Here is a 22,285-nt window from a genome sequence, read left to right on the forward strand (position 1 = left end):
AAGGTGTTGGCGATCAAGATGACCCTGTACCGGACCTCGGGCGGCGCCATCCTCGACGCGCTGATCAAGGCCGCGCGCAACGGCAAGCAGGTCGCGGTGATGGTCGAACTCAAGGCGCGCTTCGACGAGGCCGCCAATATCGGCTGGGCGCGGCGCCTGGAGGCCGAGGGCATCCATGTCACCTACGGCGTGGTCGGCCTCAAGACCCACTGCAAGCTCATCTTCGTGGTGCGCCGCGACTACTCGCAGCTGCGCCGTTACTACCACATCGGCACCGGCAACTATCACGGCGGCACCGCCAAGCTCTATACCGATCTCGGCATGTTCGGCTGCGACGAGGACATCGGCCAGGACCTGACCGAGCTTTTTAATTACCTCACCGGCTACTCGCCGCCGCCGAGCTACCGCAAGATCCTCACCGCGCCCTATACCCTCAAGCGCGGCATCCTGGAGAAGATCGAGCGCGAGATCGCGGTGCATGAGCGCGAGCGGGGCGGCGGTCTGATCCAGATGAAGATGAACGCGCTCGAAGACCCGGACATCGCCCGCGCGCTCTACAAGGCCAGCCGCGCCGGCGTCAAGGTGGACCTGATCGTGCGCGACACCTGCCGCTTCCGGCCCGGGCTGCCCGGTCTGAGCGAGAGCGCGCGCGTGGTCAGCATCGTCGGGCGCTTTCTCGAGCATGGCCGCATCCTCTACTTCCGCAATGGCGGCGACGAGGAATACCTGATCGGTTCGGCCGATATGATGCGGCGCAACCTCGAAAGCCGGGTCGAGGTCCATGCCCCGGTCGAGAACCCGGAGCTACGCCAGGAACTGCGGCTGATCCTCGATGTGCAGTTGGCCGATCAGCGCTCGGCCTGGGAGATGCAGCCAGACGGCAGCTATGTGCAACGCCAGCCCGATGACGAACACGCCAAGGGCGCGCAGGAGATCCTGATGGGCGTGGCCGAGAAACGCCTCGCGGCTGCGGCCAAGCACAAGGAGAAAAGCCTGCGCTCGCGCTTGCTCAGCCACTTCGAGCATCGGCTGGCGAGTAGCTCTTGAGAGGCTCGGGCAAAAGCCACGCCAGCGCGCTAGCCCGCCATCGCCTCCATCCGCGTCGCAAGCTCGAAGTCCAATTCCGTCAGACCGCCGACAGCATGCGTGGCCAGATCGACGCGGACGGTCTTGTAGACGTTGAACCATTCCGGATGATGGTCCATCGACTCGGCCGCGAGCGCGGCCCGGACCATGAACCCGAAGGCCTCGCTGAAGTCGCGGAACTGGAAGGTCTTGTGCAGCTTGCCGTTGTCGATGGTCCAGGGCACGCTGGCACTGGCGTTGAGTGACTGCAACGAGGTTGCAATCGCGTTGTCGTCGAGCAGGGCTCGGTGCATGGTTGGCCTCCAAATGCAAAGCGTTTGGTAGCAAGCGCGCGCTGGCGGCTTCCTTGAACGCGCCGCCGGCGAACGCTGGGTCGTTGTCGATGGCCGCCGGCCAAGGTGGATCGCGTCCCGCGCGGCCGTCGGCATCAGCGGACGGCCGCGCGGGACGCCAGCGCCGATCGCTCAGGCGGCAACCTTGTCCTTTTCTTCGAGCTTGCGGATCAGCGGGTAGAGATGCTCGGTCTCGCGTTGGATGCGATCCAGCACCAACGCGAACATCTGTTCGGTCTCGGCGAGGAATTCGTCGTAGTCCCGGATCTGCAGCCGGCGATGCGGCTCCGAGCACCAGTCCTTCAGGTACTTGTTGAAGATGCGCTTGATCTCGGTCGAGCCGGAGAGGAAACGGCTCGCGGTGTTCTTCACCGATTGATCCGGGTACGAGATCAAGCGCCCGCAGAGTTCGCGATCGACCAATTCGATGTGCTCGCGCACCTTGCCGGTGTACTCGAAGAAGACATCGCAGGCGGTCTCGGTGTCGCACATCTCCCGACTCTGGATCAGGTAGAGAAAGACATTCGAGAGTTCGGTGATCTTATGGTTCTGGGCGTGCAGTTGGGAAAAGGCAGTCATGGCGCAGTGATCCTCCAAAAGCGATGGATTGCCCCCTCAGGGGGTCTTGGTGGTTCGGGTCTTGGTGGTCCAGTCGTTTTTTTGCTTATGGCGACTAGCATAGCAACGGTGATGGCACGAAGGAAGCGACGAACGGCCACCAAGCGAGCGCCCGCCGGTGCCGACCCTCGGCGCGGCCCGGCGTCAGGCCCTGGCGAGGACGTCCGCAGACTCGATCATCGTCTCCAACCGGCCGCCGGGCAACACCATCGGCAGCACATCCTCGGCCTTGTCGACCCACACGTCGACCAGCACCGGGCCGGGCATTGCCAGCGCTTGCGCGAGCACCTCGCGCAAGCGCCCGGGCTCCTTGACGCGCAAGGTTTCGAGCCGCGGATAGACCTGCTTGAGTCCGAGCAGGTTCGGGATCTGGCGCCGGCAGGTCTGATCGAGCGCCATGCAATCCGGATCGCAGTCATGGCGCCGCGCCAGGCAGGTCTCGTAGTGGTGACCGCCGTCCATCATGTCTTCCCATTGGCGCACCATGCCGAGGAAGCTGTTGTTGAGCACGAACATCTTCAGCGGGATCGCGTTCGCGACCACGGTCGCCAGCTCCTGGATGTTCATCTGGAAGCTGCCGTCGCCGTCGATCAGCACCACCGGTCGATCCGGATGGCCATACCAGGCGCCGATCGCCGCCGGCAGGCCGAAGCCCATGGTGCCCAGGCCGCCCGAGCTGATCCACTGCCGTGGGCGTTGGAAGCGATAATATTGCGCCGACCACATCTGATGTTGGCCGACCCCGGTGACCAGCGTCGCAGCGCCGGCGGTCAGCTCCGAGAGCGCGTCGACCACCGCTTGCGGTTTGATGTAATCGCCACTGCCGTAGGGTAACGGCAACTGTTGGCGCCACTCGCCCACCTGCTGAAGCCAGCGCGGATGGCGCGCCTGCCGCGTGCTGGCCAACGCATGATCGAAGAAGGCGGTCAGCGAGGCGACCAGGTGCAGATCGGTCTTGATCGTCTTGTCGATCTCGGAGGGGTCGATGTCGACGTGCGCGATGCGCTTCCCCAGGGCGAAGTCCTTGACCGCGACCCGATCGTCGAAGCGCCCGCCCAGGCTGAGGATCAGATCGGCATCGCGCAGCGCATAGTTGGCCGGCACGCTGCCGTGCATCCCCGGCATGCCGAGATAATAGGGCGCGTCGAACGGCACCGCGCCGAGCGCGTTGAAGGTGGTGGTGACCGGCACCTCGAAGCGTTCGGCGAAACGACACAGGGCGGCGGCGGCGCCAGCGTGGATGATGCCGCCGCCGGCCTTGATCACCGGCCGCTCGGCGGCGCTCAGCGCCTCCAGGATGGCATCGGCGCGCGCGGCCTCGAACGGGATCTCCGGGCGATGCCGGCGCCGGGCCACACGCGGGGTCACGCAAGGCGTCAACTGCGCATCCTTGCAGATATCCACCACCACCGGCCCTGGGCGACCATGTTGCGCGAGCGCAAACGCCTCGCGCAGCATCCACTCGAGATCATTGACGTCGCGCACCAGATAATTGTGCTTGGAGATCGGCCGCGTGAAACCGACGGTATCGACCTCCTGGAAGGCATCGCTGCCGATCGCGTGGCTCGGTACCTGGCCGGTGATGAACACCGTCGGCACCGAGTCCTTATGCGCGTCGGCGATCGGGGTGGCGAGATTGGTCGCCCCTGGCCCGGAGGTGGCGAGCGCGACTCCGACCCGCCCGCTCGCGCGCGCATAGCCCTCGGCCGCATGGCCCGCCCCGCCCTCTTGCCGACAGAGCACGAAGCGCGGCACCGGCTCGCCGCGGCGCATGCGCTTGTTCAATTCCACATGCAGCGGGATCACCGCGCCGCCGGTATGCCCGAAGATGACCTCGACCCCAAGATCCCGCAGGACGTCGAAGAGCAAGGCGGCGCCGGTAGGATACGGGCTGCTGGAATCTTTCATCGGCAATCGAATCAGTCAAAAGGGGTCGAAGAGGGAACCCTTAATGATAGCGGGCCCGCCGCTGCTCGGGTTGATCGGCGCCAATCAAAACCGCGACTCAGCTGACCGCCGCGAGCGCCTCGCGCGCAATCTGCAGCTCCTCATTGGTCGGGATGACCAGGATCCGGATCGGGCTCTCCGGGGCTGAGACCGCCCGCTCCTCGCTCGAAGCGGCGGCATTGGCCTCGGCATCGAGCCGGAGGCCAAGGTGCTCGAGGTTGCCACAGGCGCGCGCGCGCAGCTCGGCCGAATTCTCGCCGATGCCGCCGGTGAAGACCAAGGCATCGGTCCGACCGAGTTCGGCGAGGTAGGCGCCGATGTACTTTTTCAGCCGATGCGCAGTGACGCCGAGCGCCAGCTCGGCGGTCTCGTCGCCCGCCCCGGCGCGGCGCTGGATCTCGCGCAAATCGTTATCGCCGCAGAGGCCGAGCAGCCCGCTCTGGCGATTGAACAGATCCTCGAGGGCGCGGTTATCGAGCCCCAGCTGCCGGCTCAGGTAGAACGGCACCGCCGGGTCGATGTCACCGCAGCGGGTGCCCATCACCAGGCCTTCGAGCGGGGTCATGCCCATCGAGGTATCGAGACTGCTGCCCTCGCGGATCGCGGTGGCGCTGGCGCCATTGCCCAGATGCAGGGTGATCAGATTGCACTGCTCGAACGGCTTGCCGAGCCATTCGGCGGCGCGCCGGCCGACATAATGGTGCGAGGTGCCATGGAACCCGTAGCGACGCACCCCATGCTCGCGATACAGGTGATCCGGGATCGCATAGCGGTAGGCGGTGCGCGGCATGGTCTGATGGAAGGCGGTATCGAACACCGCGACCTGCGGGGTATCCGGAAACAACGCGCGCGCGACCAGGATGCCATCGAGATTGGCCGGATTGTGCAGCGGCGCCAGCGGGATCACCTGGCGGATCGCGGCGATGATGTCGTCATCGACCACGGTCGGCGCATGGAAGGCCTCGCCACCATGCACCACCCGGTGGCCCACCGCCAGCAGCTCGGCGGGGTCCGCCAAGGCGCCGCTGCGCGCCAGGGCGCCGGCGATGCGCTGCAACCCCTGCTGGTGGTCGCGCATCTCGGCGCGTTCCTCCAGCGTCTGCGCGTTGCCCCTGGCATCGGTCCAATGGCAGCGCAGGACCGCCTCGGGCTCGCCGATGCGGGTCACCGCGCCGGCCGCCGGCACGCTCCAGTCGTCGCTGCGAAACAGCTGGAACTTGATCGACGAGCTGCCGGAATTGAGCACCAGGATCTTCATGAGGCCTCCTCGACGGTCTGCGCCTGGATCGCGGTGATGGCGACCGTGTTGACGATGTCGGTGACGGTACAGCCGCGACTGAGGTCGTTGACCGGCTTGTTCAGTCCTTGCAGCACCGGACCGATGGCCACCGCGCCAGCACTGCGCTGCACCGCCTTGTAGGTGTTGTTGCCGGTGTTCAGGTCCGGGAAGATGAACACCGTCGCCTGTCCGGCGACCTCGCTGTCCGGCATCTTCGAGCGCGCGACGCTGGCATCGACCGCGGCGTCGTACTGGATCGGCCCCTCCAGCTTGAGATCGGGGCGGCGCTGGCGCGCGATCGCGACCGCCTCGCGGACCTTCTCGACATCGGCGCCCTTGCCGGACGAGCCGGTGGAATAGGACAGCATGGCGATGCGGGGCTCGACGCCAAAGGCGGCGGCGGTGCCGGCCGAGGTGATCGCGATATCGGCAAGCTGTTCGGCGTCCGGATTCGGGTTCACCGCGCAGTCGCCATAGACCAGCACCCGATCCGGCATGCACATGAAGAACACACTCGAGACCAGCTTGGTCTCGGGCTTGGTCTTGATGGTCTCGAACGACGGCCGGATGGTGTGCTGCGTGGTGTGCTGCGCGCCCGAGACCATGCCGTCGGCATCGCCGGTATAGACCATCAGGGTGCCGAAATAGCTCACGTCCTCGAGCGCGTCGAAGGCGATCTGCTCCGAGATCCCCTTGTGCGCGCGCAGGCCGTGGTAGATGGCGGCATACTCGGAACGCTTCGGCGAGGTGACCGGGTCGATGATCTGGATGCCCTCGAGCTGCAGGCCGAGTTCGCCGGCCCGGCGCCGGATCTTGTCTGGATTGCCGAGCAGGATCAGCTCGGCGACGCCGCGCAGGCTGAGGATCTCGGCGGCGCGCAGGATGCGCTCGTCCTGGCCCTCGGGCAGCACGATCCGCTTTTGCTGCGACTTGGCGCGATGGATCAGCTCGTACTCGAACATCAACGGGCTCACCCGCACCGCCTCGTGCGAGGCGATGCTCTCTTGCAGGCCCTTGATATCGACCGCGCTCTCGAACACGCCCAGGGCGGCGGCGATCTTGCGCTCATCGCCGGGCAGGATCACCGATTCGACCTGGTTCACCGCCAGCGCCGTGCGGAAGGTATCGAGCCCGATGCAGAGCACCGCGACCTTGCTGCGACGGAGTCCCGCGAGCAGGCGCTGGACGTTCTCGGCCGGCTTCAGCCCGCCGGTGAGCAGCAGCCCGGCGACGCGCGGGAAGGAATCGGCGACATCGGCGGCGAGACTGGCGAGGATGATGTCGCTGCGATCGCCGGCGGTGATGATCAGGCAGCCATCCTCGATATAGTTGAGGAAGTCCGGCACCTCCATCGCCGCGACCTTGTAGTTGCTGACCACCTGATTGAGCGCGTCGGCCTCGCCGCAGACCAGCTCGGTGCCGAGCATCTTGTGGATCTCGCCGATGGTCGGTTTCGACAGCGCCTCGGTCTCGGGCAGCACGTGCAGGGTCTCGGTGCGCGGCAGCACCGCTTGCGCGCGGCGTTTGACCACGTCGACATAGTCCGGATGCACGCCGTTGACCACCGTCGCCAGCAGATCGCCGCCGCGGTTGATCATCGACTCGTGCGCCATGTGCACCGCGTGCAGCGCCTCCTCGGAGCTGCGCTGGAAGCCCTTGACCACCACCACGATGCTGCAGCCGAAGTTGTTGGCGAGATCGGCGTTGAAGTCGAATTCCAGCGAGGGCACCAGGCCGTCGTAATCGGTGCCGGCGCAGAGCACCAGATCGCACTGCTCGTCGAGCAGCATGAACTTGTTCAGGATCAGCTTCAAAAGCTCGTCGTAATGGCCGGCGGCGGCGAGTTCGCTGGCCATCTGCGCGGTGCAGCCGTAGAGCATCTCGGCCGGGAACGGCAGATCGTAGCGATCGCGGATCAAGCTGGTCAGGCTGTCCTGCTCGACCGAGCCACTGATCACCGGCCGGAAGAAGCCGACGCGGCGATTGACCGCCGACAGCATCTCCATGAAGCCGAGCACGATCACCGATTTGCCGCTGCCCGATCCGGCGCCGGCGATGTAGATACTGTGCATAAACAACCATCTCCATGGGTCCCGGCCGGTGTGGCCGGTCACCAGTGTAGCGTCCAATGATCATGCCTCAAACGAACAAGCGACAGGTTACGGCGCGTTGACGGCCGGGCTGTCGATCCGCTTTCCAAAGGCATGTAAAGTGCGTTGCGGCCGCTGGCCGCGACAGCGAGCAGCCACCGCGCCCGCGGCCTCGCCGCGCGCGCGACGGATGCGGCGAGCGCGCTTAGCGCAGCTGACGCTGGCGCCAGCGTTGATAGCTCGGCTCCTGCCGATAGGCCTGGCTGGTGACATAGTCGAGCACGTTGCCGAGCCGATAGAAACCGGCCACCGAATCCAAGCGCAGGATCTCATCGCCCTGCTCGTCGAAGAAGATCACCGCCGGCGCGTAGAACAGCCCCAGGTCCGAGGCCCAGTCGCGTGCCGTGGTGCGCTCGCCGGCGGGCGTGATCAGCGGCGTTGGTGCCCACAGATCGAGCTGGACATTGTCCAGGCTGGCAAAACCCTCGGCAATCGCCGGATCCTGCAGGGACTGACCATGCAGGACGTCGCACGGATGGCAATCGCCCTGCTCAAAGAACACCGCGAGGGGCCGCTCGGCGGCGACACGACTGCGATCGAGATCATACGGCGGCGACTGAAAGAAGGGCTGATCATGCAGATCGGCGTCATCGAAGACCATGCGATTGTCGCCACGCGCGAGATAGTCGCGGAACGTTTCGTCGCGGTAGTGCGCATCGGCCACATACTCCAGCGCGGCGCGGAACTGATAGGGCGGATAGTATCCGCGCAAGCGCAAGACCTCGCTGCCTTGCGCGTCGTAGAAGATCAGCGTCGGCGTGAACTCGGCCTCCTCGCGCAGAGCAAAATCGCGCTCGGTGAGTGTCCGACCGCGCAGATCGGTGACCTCGGCGACGCCCCAGATATCGATCGGCGTGACCTCGAAATGGTCCCTGGTGTACTCGACGATGTCCGCCTCGGCGCCGAAGTTCACATTGATGAGCCGATGGCAGTAGGCGCAGCGTTTTTGACCGAAGTACAGGATCAGGCCCTTATCGGCGTCGCGCGCCGCCTCGAGATCGGCTTGCAGATCGAGGAACGGGTCATTGAACCAGGACGGATAGCGCAACGGCGTATCGCGCGGGCTGTCATCGAAGGTATAGGCATCGGCCTCATCGTTGGCCATCGCGGGCACCGAGCCGGCCCAGGCCAGTAACAGCACCGCCAGCGCAAACAGGCTCGACGGCAGGCGGACGACCGGACGGGAAGGTCTTGAATCGGACATCGAGCGATCGGCTCCACAGGCTAGGACAGGACGCAAGCGCATCGGGCAGGCGACGAGCAGCGGATCAGGCGCAGCGCTTGCTGGTGAGACTCAGCGCTGAGACTGCTGAGACTCAGTGCTGAGACTCAGGTTTGTGGCGTCGGTTCAGGCTGCCCCGCCGAACCCCGGCGCGGGCGCCGACGCCGGCGCTTCTTCGGTGCATCGCCTGCCGAGGCGGCCGGCCCAGCCGTCGATGCCGCGCCGTTTGTTGCGGAGGATCCGCTGCCAGCGCCGGTAGCAGCCGCCTCGGTGGCCGGAGATGGAGCCTGTTTGGGGTGGCGTTCCGGCTCGGCTTGCGCTGGCCGCTCACGCCTTGGGCCCCCTCGCCCACGCGCGCCCGCGCCCCGACCGGCATCGCGCCCGCCGTCGCGCCCGCGCCTGCCATCGCGCCCGCTTCCGCCATCACGCCCACCGTCGCGCGCACGCCGCTCGACCCTGACCCGGCTCTGGGGATCGACCTCGGCGAGCCATTCGGGTTCGACGGTGCTGGTCGGGATGCGTGCCCCGACGAAGGCCTCGATATCGGGCCACACCATCGCATAGCTCTCGCAGACGAAGCTGATCGCCTCGCCGGCCTCGCCGGCGCGCGCGGTGCGGCCGATGCGATGCACATAGTCCTCGGCATCATCCGGCAGATCATAGTTGATGACATGCGTCACGCCGGGGATGTGCAGCCCGCGCGCGGCGACGTCGGTGGCGACCATGGTCGCGAGCTTGCCGTCCTGGAATTGCCGCAGCAGGCTGAGGCGTTTCTTCTGCGGCACATCGCCGGAGAGCATCGCGGCCTTGAGCCCATTGCCCTCCAGATAGCCCCAGACCCGCTCGCCTTCGCGCTTGGTGTTGACGAAAACGATGCTTCGCGCGCCTTCGAGCCGGCGCAGCAGGCCGATCAGCAGCGGCACCTTCTCGTTGTTCGCCACCATGTAGCCGCGCTGGGTCACGCGCTCGGCGGTCACCCGCTCCGGCGTGATCTCGACCATCTGCGGATCGTTCATGTGCTCGTAGGCAAGCTCCATCACCCGATAGGACAGGGTCGCCGAGAACAGCATGCCGAGCCGCTCGCTCGGCGGCGGCAGGCGCCGCAGCACGAAGCGGATATCCTTGATGAAACCGAGATCGAACATGCGGTCGGCCTCGTCGAGCACCACCGTCTCGATATGGCGCAGATCGAAGACCCGTTGCTTGAGATAATCGATCAGCCGGCCCGGGGTGCCAATGAGGAGATCGACACCGGCGGCGACCTCATCGCGCTGGGCCTGATAGCCGGTGCCGCCATAGACGAGGCCGAGCCGGAAGTCGGTCTGCGCGGCAAGCAGCCTGGCGTCCTTGTGGATCTGGATCGCCAATTCGCGGGTCGGCGCCAAGATCAGCACGCGCGGCTGGCGCGGTGGCCGCGAGGTCTCGCGCGCGCTATCATCGCGCTCCGCGTCCGGCGCGGCATCGGGTTCAGGGCGATCGGCGGCCGCCGCGGCCGCGCTCGGGCCGTCCGCGGCGGGGGGCATGTCCGACCGCAGCAAGCGTTGCAACGCCACCACGAGAAAGGCCGCCGTCTTGCCAGTGCCGGTCTGCGCTTGCCCGGCGATGTCCTGGCCGGCGAGCGCGAGCGGCAGGGTCTCGGCCTGGATCGGGGTGCAATAGCGGAACCCGGCGGCCTCAAGGCCGGCGAGAATGCGGGGATGAAGATCGAACTGATCGAAACGGGTCGCAGTGAGATGAGTCTGGGACATGGATGACCATAAGGATGAGGATGGGCGCGCGCCGGCAAACGTTGTTAACGGCGGCTTGCAAAACTTGATCTGTTCAGCTCAAATAGCATCCTAACGCTGGCGGCGGCCTTTGCGCCAGCCAACCCACCCGCCCCATCCCGTCTCGACGCGCCACTCATCGAGCATCAGACGAGAGCGATTTCGGCCACACGCATCACGACCGTGACAAGCATCATCCCGGCGCGGCCACAGTGGACCAGCCAACGGACGGTTTTGCTCTCGCAGCCCGCTCCAGCATCGAGTTCGCGTCGCCGCGCGGGATTCAGCCCCTCAGCGTTATGTTGCCGTTGGCATCACCACTGACATCGACATCGTCACGTTTGACGGGCATCGCCGTTGGCGCCGAACCCAAGATCGCCATGCGTCCAACACCCCCCAACCTGGAGAGACCGAAGTGAGCGACAGAATCGTCCATGTCACCGACGACACCTTCGAACCCGAGGTGCTGCAGTCCGACCAACCCGTCCTCGTCGACTATTGGGCCAACTGGTGCGCACCCTGCAAGATGATCGCCCCGGTGCTCGAGGAGATCGCCGAGGAGTACGAGGGACGCCTCAAGGTTGCCAAGCTCGATATCGACGAGAACCGCGCCGTCACCGAGCGCTTCAACGTGCGCGGCATCCCAACCCTGATCCTGTTCAAGAACGGCGAGGCCGAGGCGATCAAGGTCGGCGCGGTCTCGAAATCCCAACTGACCGTCTTCATCGATAGTAACCTTTGAACCAGCCACGCACGCGGCCCCGGCGCCGGCCCGGGAATCACACGCGCAACCGATCCGGCACCATCGAGACGGAGCCCAGCCATCCGACCGACTCCGAAACCCCCACCGCCAGCGAGCCCGACTCGTCCCCCTCCAATCCGTCGCCATCATCGCGCGGGGAATTCCCCCGACTGCCGTCGAATAAGCCATCCATGAATCTCACCGAGCTAAAACAGATGCCCGTCCCTGCGCTCGTCGAGCTTGCGCAGTCGATGGAACTCGAGGGCGTCGGCCGCTCCCGAAAGCAGGACCTGATCTTCGCCATCCTCAAGGCCAAGGCCAAACGCGGCGAGGATATCTACGGCGATGGCGTGCTCGAGATCCTCTCGGACGGCTTCGGCTTCCTGCGCTCGGCGGCCGCGTCCTTCCTCGCTGGCCCCGATGACATCTACGTCTCGCCGAGCCAGATCCGCCGCTTCGCGTTGCGCACCGGCGACAACATCTCCGGCAAGATCCGCCCGCCCAAGGATGGCGAGCGCTACTTCGCGCTGCTCAAGGTCGGCGACATCAACTTCGACCGGCCCGAGAACGCCAAGACCAAGATCCTGTTCGAGAACTTCACGCCGCTGTTCGCCCAGCAGCGGCTCGGGCTCGAGGTCGGCAATGGCAGCACCGAGGATCTCACCGCGCGCACGGTCGACCTGATCGCGCCCATCGGCAAGGGCCAGCGCGGCCTGATCGTGTCGCCGCCCAAGGCCGGCAAGACGATGATCCTGCAGAACATCGCCCAGTCGATCGCGCACAACCATCCCGAGGTGTTCCTGATCGTGCTGCTCATCGACGAGCGCCCGGAAGAGGTCACCGAGATGGAGCGCTCGGTGCGCGGCGAGGTGATCTCCTCGACCTTCGACGAGCCGGCCACGCGCCATGTGCAGGTCGCCGAGATGGTCATCGAGCGCGCCAAGCGCCTGGTCGAGCACAAACGTGACGTGGTCATCCTGCTCGACTCCATCACCCGCCTGGCGCGCGCCTACAACACCGTGGTGCCCTCCTCGGGCAAGGTGCTGACCGGCGGCGTCGACGCCAACGCCCTGCAGCGCCCGAAGCGGTTCTTCGGCGCCGCGCGTAACGTCGAGGAGGGCGGCTCGTTGTCGATCATCGCCACCGCGTTGGTCGATACCGGCTCGCGCATGGACGATGTGATCTACGAGGAGTTCAAGGGCACCGGCAACATGGAGCTGCACCTCGACCGGCGCATCGCCGAGAAGCGCATCTTCCCGGCGATCAACATCAACCGCTCCGGCACCCGCCGCGAGGAGTTGCTGATGCCGGCCGCGGAACTGCAGAAGATGTGGATCCTGCGCAAGATCCTGCACCCGATGGATGAGTTGGCGGCGATCGAGTTCCTGCTCGACAAGCTCAAGACCACCAAGACCAACAACGAGTTCTTCGACTCGATGCGGGGCTAGATGCGCGCACCGACCAAACGTGCCTGATGAAGGCGATGATCCTCGCCGCCGGGCGCGGCACGCGCATGCGCCCGCTCACCGACCACACCCCAAAGCCATTGCTGGAGGTCGGCGGCGAGGCGCTGATCGTGCATCAGATTCGGCGCTTGCGTGACGCCGGCATCGGCGAGCTGGTGATCAATCACGCGCATCTCGGCGCGCGGATCGAGCAGGCGTTGGGCGACGGTAGCGCCCACGGGGTACAGATCCGCTATTCCCCCGAAGGTCCCGGCCAGGCGCTGGAGACCGGCGGCGGCATTCAGCGGGCGCTGCCGTTATTGGGCGCGGCGCCCTTTCTGGTGGTCAATGGCGACATCTGGTGCGATCTCGACTACCGCCGCTTGTGCCTCGATGCGCAAGACCTGGCCGAGATCGTCCTGGTCGATAACCCGCCGCATCATCCCGCCGGCGATTTCGCGCTCCGTGCTGGACGCGCGCGGCTCGACGGCGGCCCTCGGCTGACCTTCGCCGGCATTGGCCTCTATCGTCCGCAGCTGTTCGCGGACTGCGCGCCTGGCGCCTTCCCGCTCGCGCCCTTGCTGCGTGGAGCCATGGCCGCTGGTCGCTGCGGTGGCCTGCACCATACCGGGATTTGGTTCGATATCGGCACCCCGGAGCGTTTACAGGCCCTCGATGGCATGTTAAGGAAGCCTTGATCGCAGCGGCAGGCCGCCGTGCGCTGGACCGGAGGCAACCAACGATGGGCCAGGATATCCAGGACCATGCATTCACCGAGGCCGATTTCCACGCCTTCGAGGCCCGCCTGACGGCCGAGACCGCGTTGCTCGAACGCTGGTTCGCCGAGGACGCCTTCGCCGACAGCGAGTGCCCAAACGAGCGGACGGGTGGCTTCGAACTCGAGGCCTGGTTGATCGATCGCCGCGATCAGACCCCGGCGCCGGTGATCGATGCCTTCCTCGAACAGGTCCAGGATCCGCTCATCGTGCCCGAGCTGGCGCGCTTCAACCTGGAACTGAACAGCACCCCGGAGCCCCTCGCCGGCAAGGCGCTGAGCCGACTCCACGCCGAACTCGAGCGGACCCTGGCGCATTGCCAAACCGCGGCCGCCGCGCTGGATGCGCGGATCGGTACCATCGGCATCCTGCCCAGTCTGCGCCCGGAGCATCTGGGGCCAGCGCAGATGACGCCGCGTCCGCGCTATCGCGCGTTGAACGAGCAGATCCTGCGCCTGCGCGCGGGCCAGCCGATCCGACTCGAGATCGAGGGCGAACGGCCGCTGTCCATCGAGCAACCCGATGTCATGCTCGAAGCGGCGGCGACCTCGTTCCAGATCCATATCAAGATCGGCGCCGCCGAATCGGCGCGGGTCTTCAACGCCTCCAAGCTGCTAGCGCCGATCTCGGTGGCGATCGGCGCCAACTCGCCCTATCTGTTCGGGCGTGAACTCTGGTACGAGACCCGCATCCCGCTGTTCGAGCAAGCGGTCTCGGTCGGCGACAGCCCATTGCGCGAGCGGGTGGGTTTTGGCATCCGCTACGCGGGACGCTCGGTAATGGATTGCTTCCGCTCCAACATCGAGCGCTATCCGGTGCTGTTGCCGCATCTGATGGACGAGCCCTTGGAACGACTCGCGCACCTGCGTCTGCACAATGGCACCATCTGGCGCTGGAATCGGCCGTTGATCGGCTTCGAGCCCGAGGTCAACGGCCACCAACGGCCGCATCTGCGCATGGAGCATCGGGTCACCGCGGCGGGCCCCTCGACGATCGACAACATCGCCAATGCCGCGCTGTATTTCGGCGCCGTGCACTGCCTGGCGGGCGAGCCCGCGCCGCCGGAGCGGGCGCTGCCGTTCAATCAGGCCCGGGTCAATTTTTATCTCGCCGCCCGCTATGGACTCGCGGCCGAGATCCTCTGGTACGACAGCCGCGAGCGCATGCCGATCCATCGGCTCATCCTTGAGCGGGTGTTGCCCAAGGCGCGCCGCGGACTGGCCGCACTCGGTATCGACCAAAGCGAGATCGATGACTGGCTCGGGGTGATCGCGGCGCGGGCCCGCACCCGCCGCACCGGCGCCCACTGGCAACGCGCCTGGGTGGCCAAGCACGGCCCGGACATGGCGGCGTTGACCGAGGCCTACCTGGCCTTGCAGGCCACCGGCAAGCCGGTGCACGAGTGGACGCTGGATTGAGCGCGTGGGACTCGCCCCCAGGATTCGCCCCCAGGACTCACCAGGCACCGGTTCACAATCCCTTCGCACGTTCGGTCTCGATGTGCTGCGGCAACGCACTCAGGATCGCCTGCACCAGGGTCGCAAGCGGGATCGCAAAGAAGATCCCCCAGAAGCCCCAGAGGCCGCCAAAGACCAGGATCGCGACGATGATCGCGACCGGGTGCAGATCCACGACCTCCGAGAACAGCAGCGGCACCAGCACGTTGCCATCCAGCGCCTGGATGACGCTGTAGGCAACGGTCAGCCAGACGAAGCTTGGCCCCCAGCCCCATTGGAACCAGGCAATCAGCACCACTGGAACGGTCACGATCGAGGCGCCGATATAGGGGATGATCACCGAGAGCCCGACCAGCACCGAGAGCAAGAGGGCATAGTTGAGCCCAAACAATGAAAAGGTGACGAAGCTCACCGCCCAGACGATGAGGATCTCCCAGACCTTGCCGCGGACATAGTTCGAGATCTGCCGATCCACTTTTTTCCAGATATCGCTCGCAATCGCCCGGTGGCGCGGCAGCCACTGTCGGAACCAGGCCAGGATCAGGGCCTTGTCCTTGAGGAAGAAGAATACCAGCAGGGGCATCAGGATCAGGTAGACCAACAGCGTGATCACGCCGACCACGGAGGACAGCGACAACGACAGCAAGCGCTGCCCGAGGCCGGCGATATCGCGCCGGATACTGCCAATCAGCTCTTCGATCTGAGCACTGGTGATGAGATCCGGGTAATGCTCGGGCAACTGCATCAGCGCCCGCTGGCCGTGGGCGAGCATGGCCGGGAGCTGTTGCAACAGATCGCGAATCTGGCGCGAGACCGCGGGCAAGACGCCCAGCAGCATCGACACCACGAACAGCATGAAGAGCGTGAAGACCACCAACACGGCCAGCCAGCGCGGCCAGCGCCGGCGTTCCAGGATGCCGACCAGTCCTTCGAGAAGGTAGGCGATGACAATGCTCGCCAGCACCGGTGTCAGCATCCGGCCAAAGAACAGCAGGATCGCGAACAGGACCAGCAGCACGGAGACCAAGAACAGGATCTGGGGATCGGAGAAAAACCGACCCAGCCAGCGGTTCAAGGCCTGCATGGGCATGGCCGAGGCGTTTGCTTCAGAGGGATCGTGCATCCTGGTCAGGCCCTGCGTCCGAATCCAACCCCGCCTCTGGCGCCCCGGCGCGCTCACCATACCGGCTCTCGTAACGCGTCGCGAACAAGACCTCGAGTTCATCGATCACCTCGCCGGCATCGCGTCCCTGCAGCACATGCGCGGCCATCAGGGCCGAGGTCTCAGGCAGCATTTCGCCGGGATCGAGCATCGGGTAGACGCGACGCAGGCGCTTGATGGCGGCGATCGGGCGCTCAGCCGGCGGGCGCGGTTCATGCCGTGGGGCGCTGGGCGCTGCCGCAACCGGCGCCCCCTCGATCCCCGGCGCGTCCAGGCTGGCCCCGCCGGCGAGGAGAAATTCGCCAAAGGCGATCAGGGTGGCTCGATCCTGGGCATTCAGGGCGCGCAGGATCTTCAGCATGCGGCGCTCATGCGCCGAGGCGCGTTCCATTGGGATCATCTCGGTCTCCGCGGTCAGCCCCCGCATCCATACGGATCAGACCCCTGTCATGCCATTACCGGGGGGTGCAATCCTTGCAGTATGTGCGGGCGAGTTCGAGCAGTTCCTCGATCAGGCGCAAGCGAAACTTGTGTTTCTGATGCACGAAGGAGAACGGCCGGAACAGCGGCGGCTCCAGGCGCAACGCCACCAAGGTTCCAAGCTTGAGTTCTTTTTGAACCGTCGTCTTCGAGACGATGGAAACCCCCATGCCGGCTTCGACCGCGCCCTTGACCGCCTCCGGACTGCCAAGCTCCATGGCGACCTTGAGCGCGCCCGCCCCTCCGAGCAGCCCATCGAGATAATCGTTGATCACCTCGCGCGTGCCCGATCCCTCCTCGCGGCAGATGAAGGGGTAGTCGAGCACCCGCCGGCACGCCACCGGGCCAAGCCCGGCGAGGTCATGGCCGGGCGGCACGATGGCCACCAGTTCATCCTGTTTGCAGCGCTCGACCGCCAGGTTGCGATTGGCGACCGGCGATTCGACCACGCCGAGATCGATCGCATTGCGCTCGACCAGCGAGACGATCCCCTCGCTGTTGGAGACCTTCAGATGGATGGCGATCTCCGGGTAACGTTTCTTGAAGTCACCGAGCAGCGTCGGCAGCATGTATTCGGCGATGGTCGTGCTCGCGCCGATCGTCAGCGAGCCGCTGATGTCGCCAGTCAGCTCGCGCACGCCCTGCTCCATTTCGGCATAGAGCGCGAAGATTCGATCCGCGTACTCGAATACACGGCTGCCGGCATCGGTGAGGTTGATGCGGTTTCGGCCACGATCGAACAGCCGGGTATTGAATTGCTCTTCTAGCTGTCTGACCTGAAAGGTCACCGCCGGCTGCGTCATGTGGAGCGCCTCGGCCGCCTTAGTGAAACTCATCAGGCGTGCAACCGTGTGAAACACCTGCAGTCTGCGGTCTGCCATGCTCTCCTCGAAGCCCATCTCGCCGGGGATCTGATCGCACAGGCGCTGGTTCTCGGCCCGTCGCCTCATTTTATACTAGACGCGACGGCAGATTCACAACAAGTCTGGATGTTTACAACAGACTCATGTAGATTCGCGACGGATTCATGCGAGCGCCCGCGAGAACCCGCACCGATAACACCGATAACACCGATAAAGCCGGATTGAGGAGACCGTCCAGATGCCTAGAAAACGCAATCGTCGCTGGTCGCATCGAGTGACCGCCTGTACGCTCTTGGGCGTCTGCGTTTCATCGAACCTTTCGGCGTCCGGGTTCGCGGTGCCGGAACTCTCCGCAATGGGTATCGCCACCGCCAATGCATTGGTCGCCAATCCCGTCGACCGTGGTGCCGTACCCTACAACCCGGCGGCGCTCGCCTTTCACGACGAAAGCTGGCTGTCGGTGGGCAGCCTGCTGATCGGGCCGGCGTTCTCGGTCGACACCCGCACTGGCAGCGGCGACAGTGCGGGCGCGGACTGGCTGGCCGCCCCCATGCTGCAAGCCGCCATCAGGCTCGATGAGCGCTGGTCGGCCGGGCTCAGCGTGAATACGCCCTTCGGCCTGGAAACGCGTTGGAAGACCGGCACCTTCGCGCCGCTGACCGCCAGCATCCCGCTGCCAGCGCCACCCGCCGGTCCAGGCGGCAGCGTGCCCGCCAGTCCCCAGCCGACGCAAAGCACTCTCGAGATCCTCGATGTCGTGCCGACGCTGACCTACGCCCTTTCCGATACGTTCGCCATCGCCGCCGGCGCCGATATCTACTGGGTGAAGTCGGCCAAACTCAACTCATCGATCACCCAGCTCGAGGGTGACGGCCTTGGGCTGGGGTTCAATCTCGGCGCGCTCTACGCCCAGGGACCCTTCAGCGCCGGGGTCAACGTCCACTCGGGCGCCACCATCAATGTCACCGGCAGCTACAGCGTGCTGAATCCAACGCTGCTCGTCATCGGCGCCTTGCCACCGAGTCAAACCGCCGAGCTGGATCTGGACCTGCCGTGGCGGCTTCAGCTCGGCGCCCGCTACGCACTCACGCCAGCGCTCGCGGTCGAGATCGATTGGACCCGCAATGGCTGGAGCAGCTTCGAGCGGATCAGGGTCACCGGCGATCGCGACGGTGCCATCCTGCTCGAGGATCGCAACGAGTGGGAAGACGCCAATGCCTATCGACTCGGCATCACCTATCAGCCCCGTGAACGGACGCAACTGCGCTTCGGCTACTCCTACGACGAGACGCCGCAGGGGGATGCGCATTTCAGCGCCCGGGTTCCGGACCACGATCGTCACCTGTTCGGGATCGGCATCGGCCACCACCTAGGCGATGGTTGGCAGATCGAGGCCAGCTACATGTACGTCAGGTTCGAAGAACGCGAGTACCGCAGCGAGACGCCCTATCTCGGCGGTGCCGAGATCAACGGTAGCGAGGCGATCGACGGCGATTACGAGGCCAGCGCGCATCTCATCGGGCTCGCCGTCAGCAAGTCGTTCGACGTCTTCTAACCGAGGGCGGGACCGCCCCCTCCCGGGCGCGCCAACCCCGCCGCGCCTGGCGACAGGCCGCTCCGAACCGAGCGGCCTTGCCTTTATGCCCGGCCAGCGCCTAGATGTAGAGACAGATATCGCTCTCGCCAGCGAACTCGAAGAAGGCCGCGGCGCCGGCATAGTCGATGCCGTCGATGAATTCCGAGGAATCCATATCGAACAGGTCGACCGTCATCTGACAGGCGATCATCTTCACGTCCGCCTCCTGGCAGAGTTCGCGCAGCTCATCGACGCTGGCAACGCCCTTGTCCTTCATCTTCTTCTTCATCATCGCGGTCATCACGCCCTGCATCCCGGGCAGGGTCATGCCGAGGACCGGAAACCACTTATCCATGCCCATCGGCATCGGCATCCCCGGATTACCGAGCGGCGTCACCCGCAGATCGAGCTTCTTCTTCAGCAGCTGCAAGCCGTAGAAGGTGAAGAAGATCTGCGTCTCGTAACCGAGCGCGGCGGCGGTCGATGCCAGGATGAAGGGGGGATAGGCCCAATCGAGCGACCCCTTGGTGGCAATGATGGCCAGTTTCTTGTCATCCATCGTTTCCTCCCAGTGGAGCCCGGCGGCCGAGCCCCTGTTGTGTTGTAAGAGGTCGGCCGCGGATCAGGTCTTCTTGATCATGAAGTGAAACTTGCCGCCGTCTTCCTTCGACTCCATCAGTTCGTTGCCGGTCTGCTTGGAAAAGGCATCGAAGTCCTTGACCGAGCCGGGATCGGTCGCGATCACATGCAGCACCTGCCCCGCCTCCATGCCATTGAGGGTTTTCTTCGCACGCAGGATCGGCAGGGGGCAGTTGAGACCGCTTGCGTCCAGTTCTTGATCGAAGTCCGCCATCGAATAAACCTCGCACTCTGTGTTGAAAAACGGGAGATCCGTTTTAGTCTAAGACCGACGTTTCTGCTTTAGTATTTTAGCACAAACGAAGCTGCTGATTTTTAGCTGAAACCAGGCAAAAAGGCAACAGCCGGGGCGGCGCATCGGATTCGTCATCGCAGGCTCAAGCGCCACCGATTGGCTCGAACGCGTAGCCGTGGCGGGCCCAGGCCATGATGCCACCGCGTAGATTGAGGGCCTTGTCGAATCCCTGCTGGGCCAGAAACTGGCAGCAGTGATACGAGCGCGCGCCGCTGCGACAATAGATCACCATCTCGCGCTCGCGCGGCAACTCCGCCGCGCGTACCGGAAGGACCGCCATCGGGATGTGGATGGCGTTCGGCAAGGCTCCTTGGGCCACCTCCGAGGACGTGCGGACATCGACCAGCAGGATCTCGTCGCCTTGGCTCAGGCGCGACTTCAGGGTTTCGGAATCAATCTCTGTGATCACCTTAGGCTACCCAATCACTAAGTATTTCAGTATATTAACATGTTCGAAAGGCTACGTCGCCGGCGCTGGCCGCGGCGATGGTCCCCAGGCAGCCCCCAGGCAGCCCCCAGACAGCCTGCTGACGAGGTATCATCATTGGTCTGGTTGGCGCCCGATTCCAGCCCTTCACCGGCTCGCAAGCCCCATTTTGCTGGCCCGCTCGCAAGCCCGGGCCGAGTGCGCCGAGGCCAGCGACGCGAGCGAGCGGCTTTCGATCACGACAGTTTCGCCCCGAGAGGCCTTCTCAACGATGGAACACCTGCCCATCTTCCTGGATATCAAAGCCAAGCCGTGCCTGGTGGTGGGCGGAGGCCCGATCGCGCTGCGCAAGCTCGAAAACCTCAAGCGCGCCGGTGCCGAGATCAGCGTCGTCGCTCCGGCGCTGGCGCCGGAATTCCGCGCGCGCGTCGACGAGACCGAGATCCATTATCACGTCCGTCGTTTCCAAGAAGACGACATCGAGGGCATGCGCTTGGTGATCGCGGCCACCGACGATCGTGACATCAACCGTGGCATCGCCGCCCTCGCCAACGCGCGCGGCATTCCGGTCAATGTCGCCGACCAACCCGAGGACTGTACCTTCATCATGCCGTCGATCATCGACCGCTCGCCGGTGGTGGTCGCCGTCTCCACCGGCAGCGCCTCGCCGGTGCTCGCGCGCATGATCCGGGCGCGGCTGGAGTCCCTGGTGCCGGCCGGATACGGGCGCCTCGCCGAACTCTGCGCCGACTATCGCGACAAGGTGAAGGCGCGCTTCGACCAGCAGCGCGACCGCCGCCGGTTCTGGGATCGGGTGCTGCAAGGCGGGGTCGCCGAGCGCATCTTCTCCGGCCACCTGGCCGAGGCCCGGGTAGCGATGGAACACGAACTCGCCGCTGGCACCCAGGCCAGCAGCGGCGAGGTCTATCTGGTCGGCGCCGGTCCCGGCGACCCGGATCTGCTCACCTTCCGCGCCCTGCGTCTGATGCAGCAGGCCGATGTGGTGGTCTACGACCGTCTGGTCGCCAAGCCGATCATCGACATGGTGCGCCGCGATGCCGAGCATATCTACGTCGGCAAGCAGCGCAACCAGCACACGATGCGCCAAGAAGAGATCAACCGGCTCCTCGCCCGCCTCGCCAAGGAAGGCCACCGTGTGTTGCGACTCAAGGGTGGCGATCCCTTCATCTTCGGCCGCGGCGGCGAGGAGATCGACACCCTGGCCGCCGAAGGCGTCCCCTTCCAGGTCGTGCCCGGCATCACCGCCGCCAATGGCTGCGCCTGCTATGGCGGCATCCCGCTGACGCATCGCGACTATGCGCAGTCGGTGACCTTCGTCACCGGCCACCTCAAGGATCACAGCATCGATCTCAACTGGCCCCAGTTGGCACAGCCGAATCAGACGGTGGTGTTCTACATGGGCCTGGTTGGCCTGCCGCAGATCGTCGATAAATTGGTCGAGCACGGCGTCTCGTCGCAAATGCCGGTGGCGTTGGTGCAGCAGGGCACCACCCACATGCAGAAGGTCTATGTCGGCACCTTGGCGACCATCCTGGCGGAGGTCGAGGCGGACCCGCCACAACCGCCCACCCTGGTCATCGTTGGCGAGGTGGTGCGCTTGCGCGACAAACTGGCCTGGTTCAGCACCGAGCCCGACCCGGAACAAGGGGCGACGACGCCGATCCTTCCCGGCGACTGAATGATCGCCCTTGATTGCTATAATCGCATGCTATCAGTGACAACGGATAAACGGAGATCCATCCATGCCAACCTACGATTATTGCTGTGAAAGCAACGGCCAAGTGGTCGAGGTCAACCATCGCATGAGCGAGACGATCAGCACCTGGGGCGAACTCTGCGCGCGCGCCGAGATCCCCTGTGGCGATACTCCAGCATCGACCCCGGTTAGCCGCATGGCCACCGGCGGCAATCTGATTTCGAGCAGCGCGCTCGGCAGCGGCGCCGCGCCAGCGCCCGCCTGTGGCGCCGGTGGCTGCTGCCCGACCGGGGTTTGCGGACTCGA

21 protein-coding genes are annotated in these 22,285 nt (G+C 65.3%); 8 read left to right on the forward strand and 13 right to left on the reverse strand.

Annotated features, from left to right (window positions below; genetic code table 11):
• On the forward strand, positions 1-1,047 hold a 1,047-nt coding region (locus ACLFQI_RS02365), incomplete at its 5' end, for a polyphosphate kinase (protein WP_410757210.1).
• 29 nt (positions 1,048-1,076) lie between these two features.
• On the opposite strand, the gene ACLFQI_RS02370 is transcribed toward ACLFQI_RS02365, so the two are convergent.
• From ACLFQI_RS02370 to ACLFQI_RS02400, 7 genes are all read right to left on the reverse strand, one after another.
• Complete coding sequence (locus tag ACLFQI_RS02370; RefSeq protein WP_410757211.1) at positions 1,077-1,379, reverse strand: 4a-hydroxytetrahydrobiopterin dehydratase; 303 nt, start codon at positions 1,377-1,379, stop codon at positions 1,077-1,079.
• Positions 1,380-1,550: 171 nt separating this feature from the next.
• Positions 1,551-1,997: a hypothetical protein gene (locus tag ACLFQI_RS02375; RefSeq protein ID WP_410757213.1), complete on the reverse strand. Its 447-nt coding sequence runs from the start codon at positions 1,995-1,997 to the stop codon at positions 1,551-1,553.
• 183 nt (positions 1,998-2,180) lie between these two features.
• A complete protein-coding gene (ilvB, locus tag ACLFQI_RS02380; protein ID WP_410757214.1) occupies positions 2,181-3,944 on the reverse strand; it encodes a biosynthetic-type acetolactate synthase large subunit in 1,764 nt (587 codons plus the stop codon).
• Between the two features lie 97 nt (positions 3,945-4,041).
• Entirely contained in the window at positions 4,042-5,241 is a 1,200-nt protein-coding gene (locus tag ACLFQI_RS02385; RefSeq protein ID WP_410757215.1) for an acetate/propionate family kinase, read from the reverse strand.
• Positions 5,238-7,334, reverse strand: coding sequence for a phosphate acetyltransferase (gene pta / locus ACLFQI_RS02390; protein WP_410757216.1), 2,097 nt, complete (start codon positions 7,332-7,334; stop codon positions 5,238-5,240). The genes ACLFQI_RS02385 and pta overlap by 4 nt, the downstream gene beginning before the upstream one ends.
• 223 nt (positions 7,335-7,557) lie before the next feature.
• Positions 7,558-8,616 (reverse strand): thioredoxin family protein, encoded by a 1,059-nt coding sequence (locus ACLFQI_RS02395; protein ID WP_410757218.1) that lies wholly within the window; start codon positions 8,614-8,616, stop codon positions 7,558-7,560.
• 125 nt (positions 8,617-8,741) lie between these two features.
• Positions 8,742-10,382: a DEAD/DEAH box helicase gene (locus ACLFQI_RS02400; RefSeq protein WP_410757219.1), complete on the reverse strand. Its 1,641-nt coding sequence runs from the start codon at positions 10,380-10,382 to the stop codon at positions 8,742-8,744.
• A gap of 433 nt (positions 10,383-10,815) precedes the next feature.
• On the opposite strand from ACLFQI_RS02400, the gene trxA reads away from it, so the two are divergent.
• From trxA to ACLFQI_RS02420, 4 genes are all read left to right on the forward strand, one after another.
• Positions 10,816-11,142 (forward strand): thioredoxin TrxA, encoded by a 327-nt coding sequence (gene trxA, locus ACLFQI_RS02405; protein ID WP_410757220.1) that lies wholly within the window; start codon positions 10,816-10,818, stop codon positions 11,140-11,142.
• Between the two features lie 191 nt (positions 11,143-11,333).
• Positions 11,334-12,590 carry a transcription termination factor Rho gene (gene rho, locus ACLFQI_RS02410; protein ID WP_410757221.1) on the forward strand — a complete coding sequence of 419 codons (1,257 nt, stop codon included), beginning with the start codon at positions 11,334-11,336 and terminating at the stop codon, positions 12,588-12,590.
• 26 nt (positions 12,591-12,616) lie between these two features.
• Positions 12,617-13,285, forward strand: a complete 669-nt coding sequence (gene murU / locus ACLFQI_RS02415; protein ID WP_410757222.1) for an N-acetylmuramate alpha-1-phosphate uridylyltransferase MurU — start codon at positions 12,617-12,619, stop codon at positions 13,283-13,285.
• A gap of 44 nt (positions 13,286-13,329) precedes the next feature.
• Positions 13,330-14,781, forward strand: coding sequence for a glutamate-cysteine ligase family protein (locus ACLFQI_RS02420; RefSeq protein ID WP_410757223.1), 1,452 nt, complete (start codon positions 13,330-13,332; stop codon positions 14,779-14,781).
• 52 nt (positions 14,782-14,833) lie between these two features.
• Here the strand turns inward: ACLFQI_RS02420 and ACLFQI_RS02425 are convergent, their stop codons facing one another.
• From ACLFQI_RS02425 to ACLFQI_RS02435, 3 genes are read right to left on the reverse strand one after another with little or no spacing between them, the layout of a single operon-like run.
• Positions 14,834-15,904 carry an AI-2E family transporter gene (locus ACLFQI_RS02425; RefSeq protein ID WP_410757232.1) on the reverse strand — a complete coding sequence of 357 codons (1,071 nt, stop codon included), beginning with the start codon at positions 15,902-15,904 and terminating at the stop codon, positions 14,834-14,836.
• A 22-nt stretch (positions 15,905-15,926) separates the two neighbouring features.
• Positions 15,927-16,382 (reverse strand): hypothetical protein, encoded by a 456-nt coding sequence (locus ACLFQI_RS02430; RefSeq protein ID WP_410757224.1) that lies wholly within the window; start codon positions 16,380-16,382, stop codon positions 15,927-15,929.
• A 55-nt stretch (positions 16,383-16,437) separates the two neighbouring features.
• Positions 16,438-17,343: a LysR family transcriptional regulator gene (locus ACLFQI_RS02435; protein ID WP_410757225.1), complete on the reverse strand. Its 906-nt coding sequence runs from the start codon at positions 17,341-17,343 to the stop codon at positions 16,438-16,440.
• A 220-nt stretch (positions 17,344-17,563) separates the two neighbouring features.
• On the opposite strand from ACLFQI_RS02435, the gene ACLFQI_RS02440 reads away from it, so the two are divergent.
• A complete protein-coding gene (locus ACLFQI_RS02440) occupies positions 17,564-18,880 on the forward strand; it encodes an OmpP1/FadL family transporter (RefSeq protein ID WP_410757226.1) in 1,317 nt (438 codons plus the stop codon).
• Between the two features lie 100 nt (positions 18,881-18,980).
• Here ACLFQI_RS02440 and dsrE2 read toward each other — a convergent pair whose 3' ends face one another.
• From dsrE2 to ACLFQI_RS02455, 3 genes are all read right to left on the reverse strand, one after another.
• Complete coding sequence (gene dsrE2, locus ACLFQI_RS02445; RefSeq protein WP_410757227.1) at positions 18,981-19,460, reverse strand: sulfur carrier protein DsrE2; 480 nt, start codon at positions 19,458-19,460, stop codon at positions 18,981-18,983.
• A 63-nt stretch (positions 19,461-19,523) separates the two neighbouring features.
• Complete coding sequence (locus tag ACLFQI_RS02450) at positions 19,524-19,754, reverse strand: sulfurtransferase TusA family protein (protein ID WP_410757228.1); 231 nt, start codon at positions 19,752-19,754, stop codon at positions 19,524-19,526.
• Positions 19,755-19,917: 163 nt separating this feature from the next.
• Positions 19,918-20,244, reverse strand: a complete 327-nt coding sequence (locus ACLFQI_RS02455; RefSeq protein ID WP_410757229.1) for a rhodanese-like domain-containing protein — start codon at positions 20,242-20,244, stop codon at positions 19,918-19,920.
• Between the two features lie 289 nt (positions 20,245-20,533).
• Here ACLFQI_RS02455 and cysG point away from each other — a divergent pair, with 289 nt between their 5' ends.
• Complete coding sequence (gene cysG / locus ACLFQI_RS02460) at positions 20,534-21,961, forward strand: siroheme synthase CysG (RefSeq protein WP_410757230.1); 1,428 nt, start codon at positions 20,534-20,536, stop codon at positions 21,959-21,961.
• A gap of 64 nt (positions 21,962-22,025) precedes the next feature.
• Positions 22,026-22,285: zinc ribbon domain-containing protein (locus ACLFQI_RS02465; protein WP_410757231.1), on the forward strand; the 260-nt coding region annotated here is incomplete at its 3' end.

This window comes from Halochromatium sp. (assembly GCF_046541315.1).
Classification (GTDB): Bacteria; Pseudomonadota; Gammaproteobacteria; order Chromatiales; family Chromatiaceae; genus Lamprobacter.

Coding starts and splice junctions, on each gene's coding strand:
- ACLFQI_RS02370 (WP_410757211.1), bottom strand. CDS start 1,379: ATGCACCGAGCCCTGCTCGACGACAACGCGATTGCAACCTCGTTGCAG.
- ACLFQI_RS02375 (WP_410757213.1), bottom strand. CDS start 1,997: ATGACTGCCTTTTCCCAACTGCACGCCCAGAACCATAAGATCACCGAA.
- ilvB (WP_410757214.1), bottom strand. CDS start 3,944: ATGAAAGATTCCAGCAGCCCGTATCCTACCGGCGCCGCCTTGCTCTTC.
- ACLFQI_RS02385 (WP_410757215.1), bottom strand. CDS start 5,241: ATGAAGATCCTGGTGCTCAATTCCGGCAGCTCGTCGATCAAGTTCCAG.
- pta (WP_410757216.1), bottom strand. CDS start 7,334: ATGCACAGTATCTACATCGCCGGCGCCGGATCGGGCAGCGGCAAATCG.
- ACLFQI_RS02395 (WP_410757218.1), bottom strand. CDS start 8,616: ATGTCCGATTCAAGACCTTCCCGTCCGGTCGTCCGCCTGCCGTCGAGC.
- ACLFQI_RS02400 (WP_410757219.1), bottom strand. CDS start 10,382: ATGTCCCAGACTCATCTCACTGCGACCCGTTTCGATCAGTTCGATCTT.
- rho (WP_410757221.1), top strand. CDS start 11,334: ATGAATCTCACCGAGCTAAAACAGATGCCCGTCCCTGCGCTCGTCGAG.
- murU (WP_410757222.1), top strand. CDS start 12,617: ATGAAGGCGATGATCCTCGCCGCCGGGCGCGGCACGCGCATGCGCCCG.
- ACLFQI_RS02420 (WP_410757223.1), top strand. CDS start 13,330: ATGGGCCAGGATATCCAGGACCATGCATTCACCGAGGCCGATTTCCAC.
- ACLFQI_RS02425 (WP_410757232.1), bottom strand. CDS start 15,904: ATGCAGGCCTTGAACCGCTGGCTGGGTCGGTTTTTCTCCGATCCCCAG.
- ACLFQI_RS02430 (WP_410757224.1), bottom strand. CDS start 16,382: ATGATCCCAATGGAACGCGCCTCGGCGCATGAGCGCCGCATGCTGAAG.
- ACLFQI_RS02435 (WP_410757225.1), bottom strand. CDS start 17,343: ATGGCAGACCGCAGACTGCAGGTGTTTCACACGGTTGCACGCCTGATG.
- ACLFQI_RS02440 (WP_410757226.1), top strand. CDS start 17,564: ATGCCTAGAAAACGCAATCGTCGCTGGTCGCATCGAGTGACCGCCTGT.
- dsrE2 (WP_410757227.1), bottom strand. CDS start 19,460: ATGGATGACAAGAAACTGGCCATCATTGCCACCAAGGGGTCGCTCGAT.
- ACLFQI_RS02450 (WP_410757228.1), bottom strand. CDS start 19,754: ATGGCGGACTTCGATCAAGAACTGGACGCAAGCGGTCTCAACTGCCCC.
- cysG (WP_410757230.1), top strand. CDS start 20,534: ATGGAACACCTGCCCATCTTCCTGGATATCAAAGCCAAGCCGTGCCTG.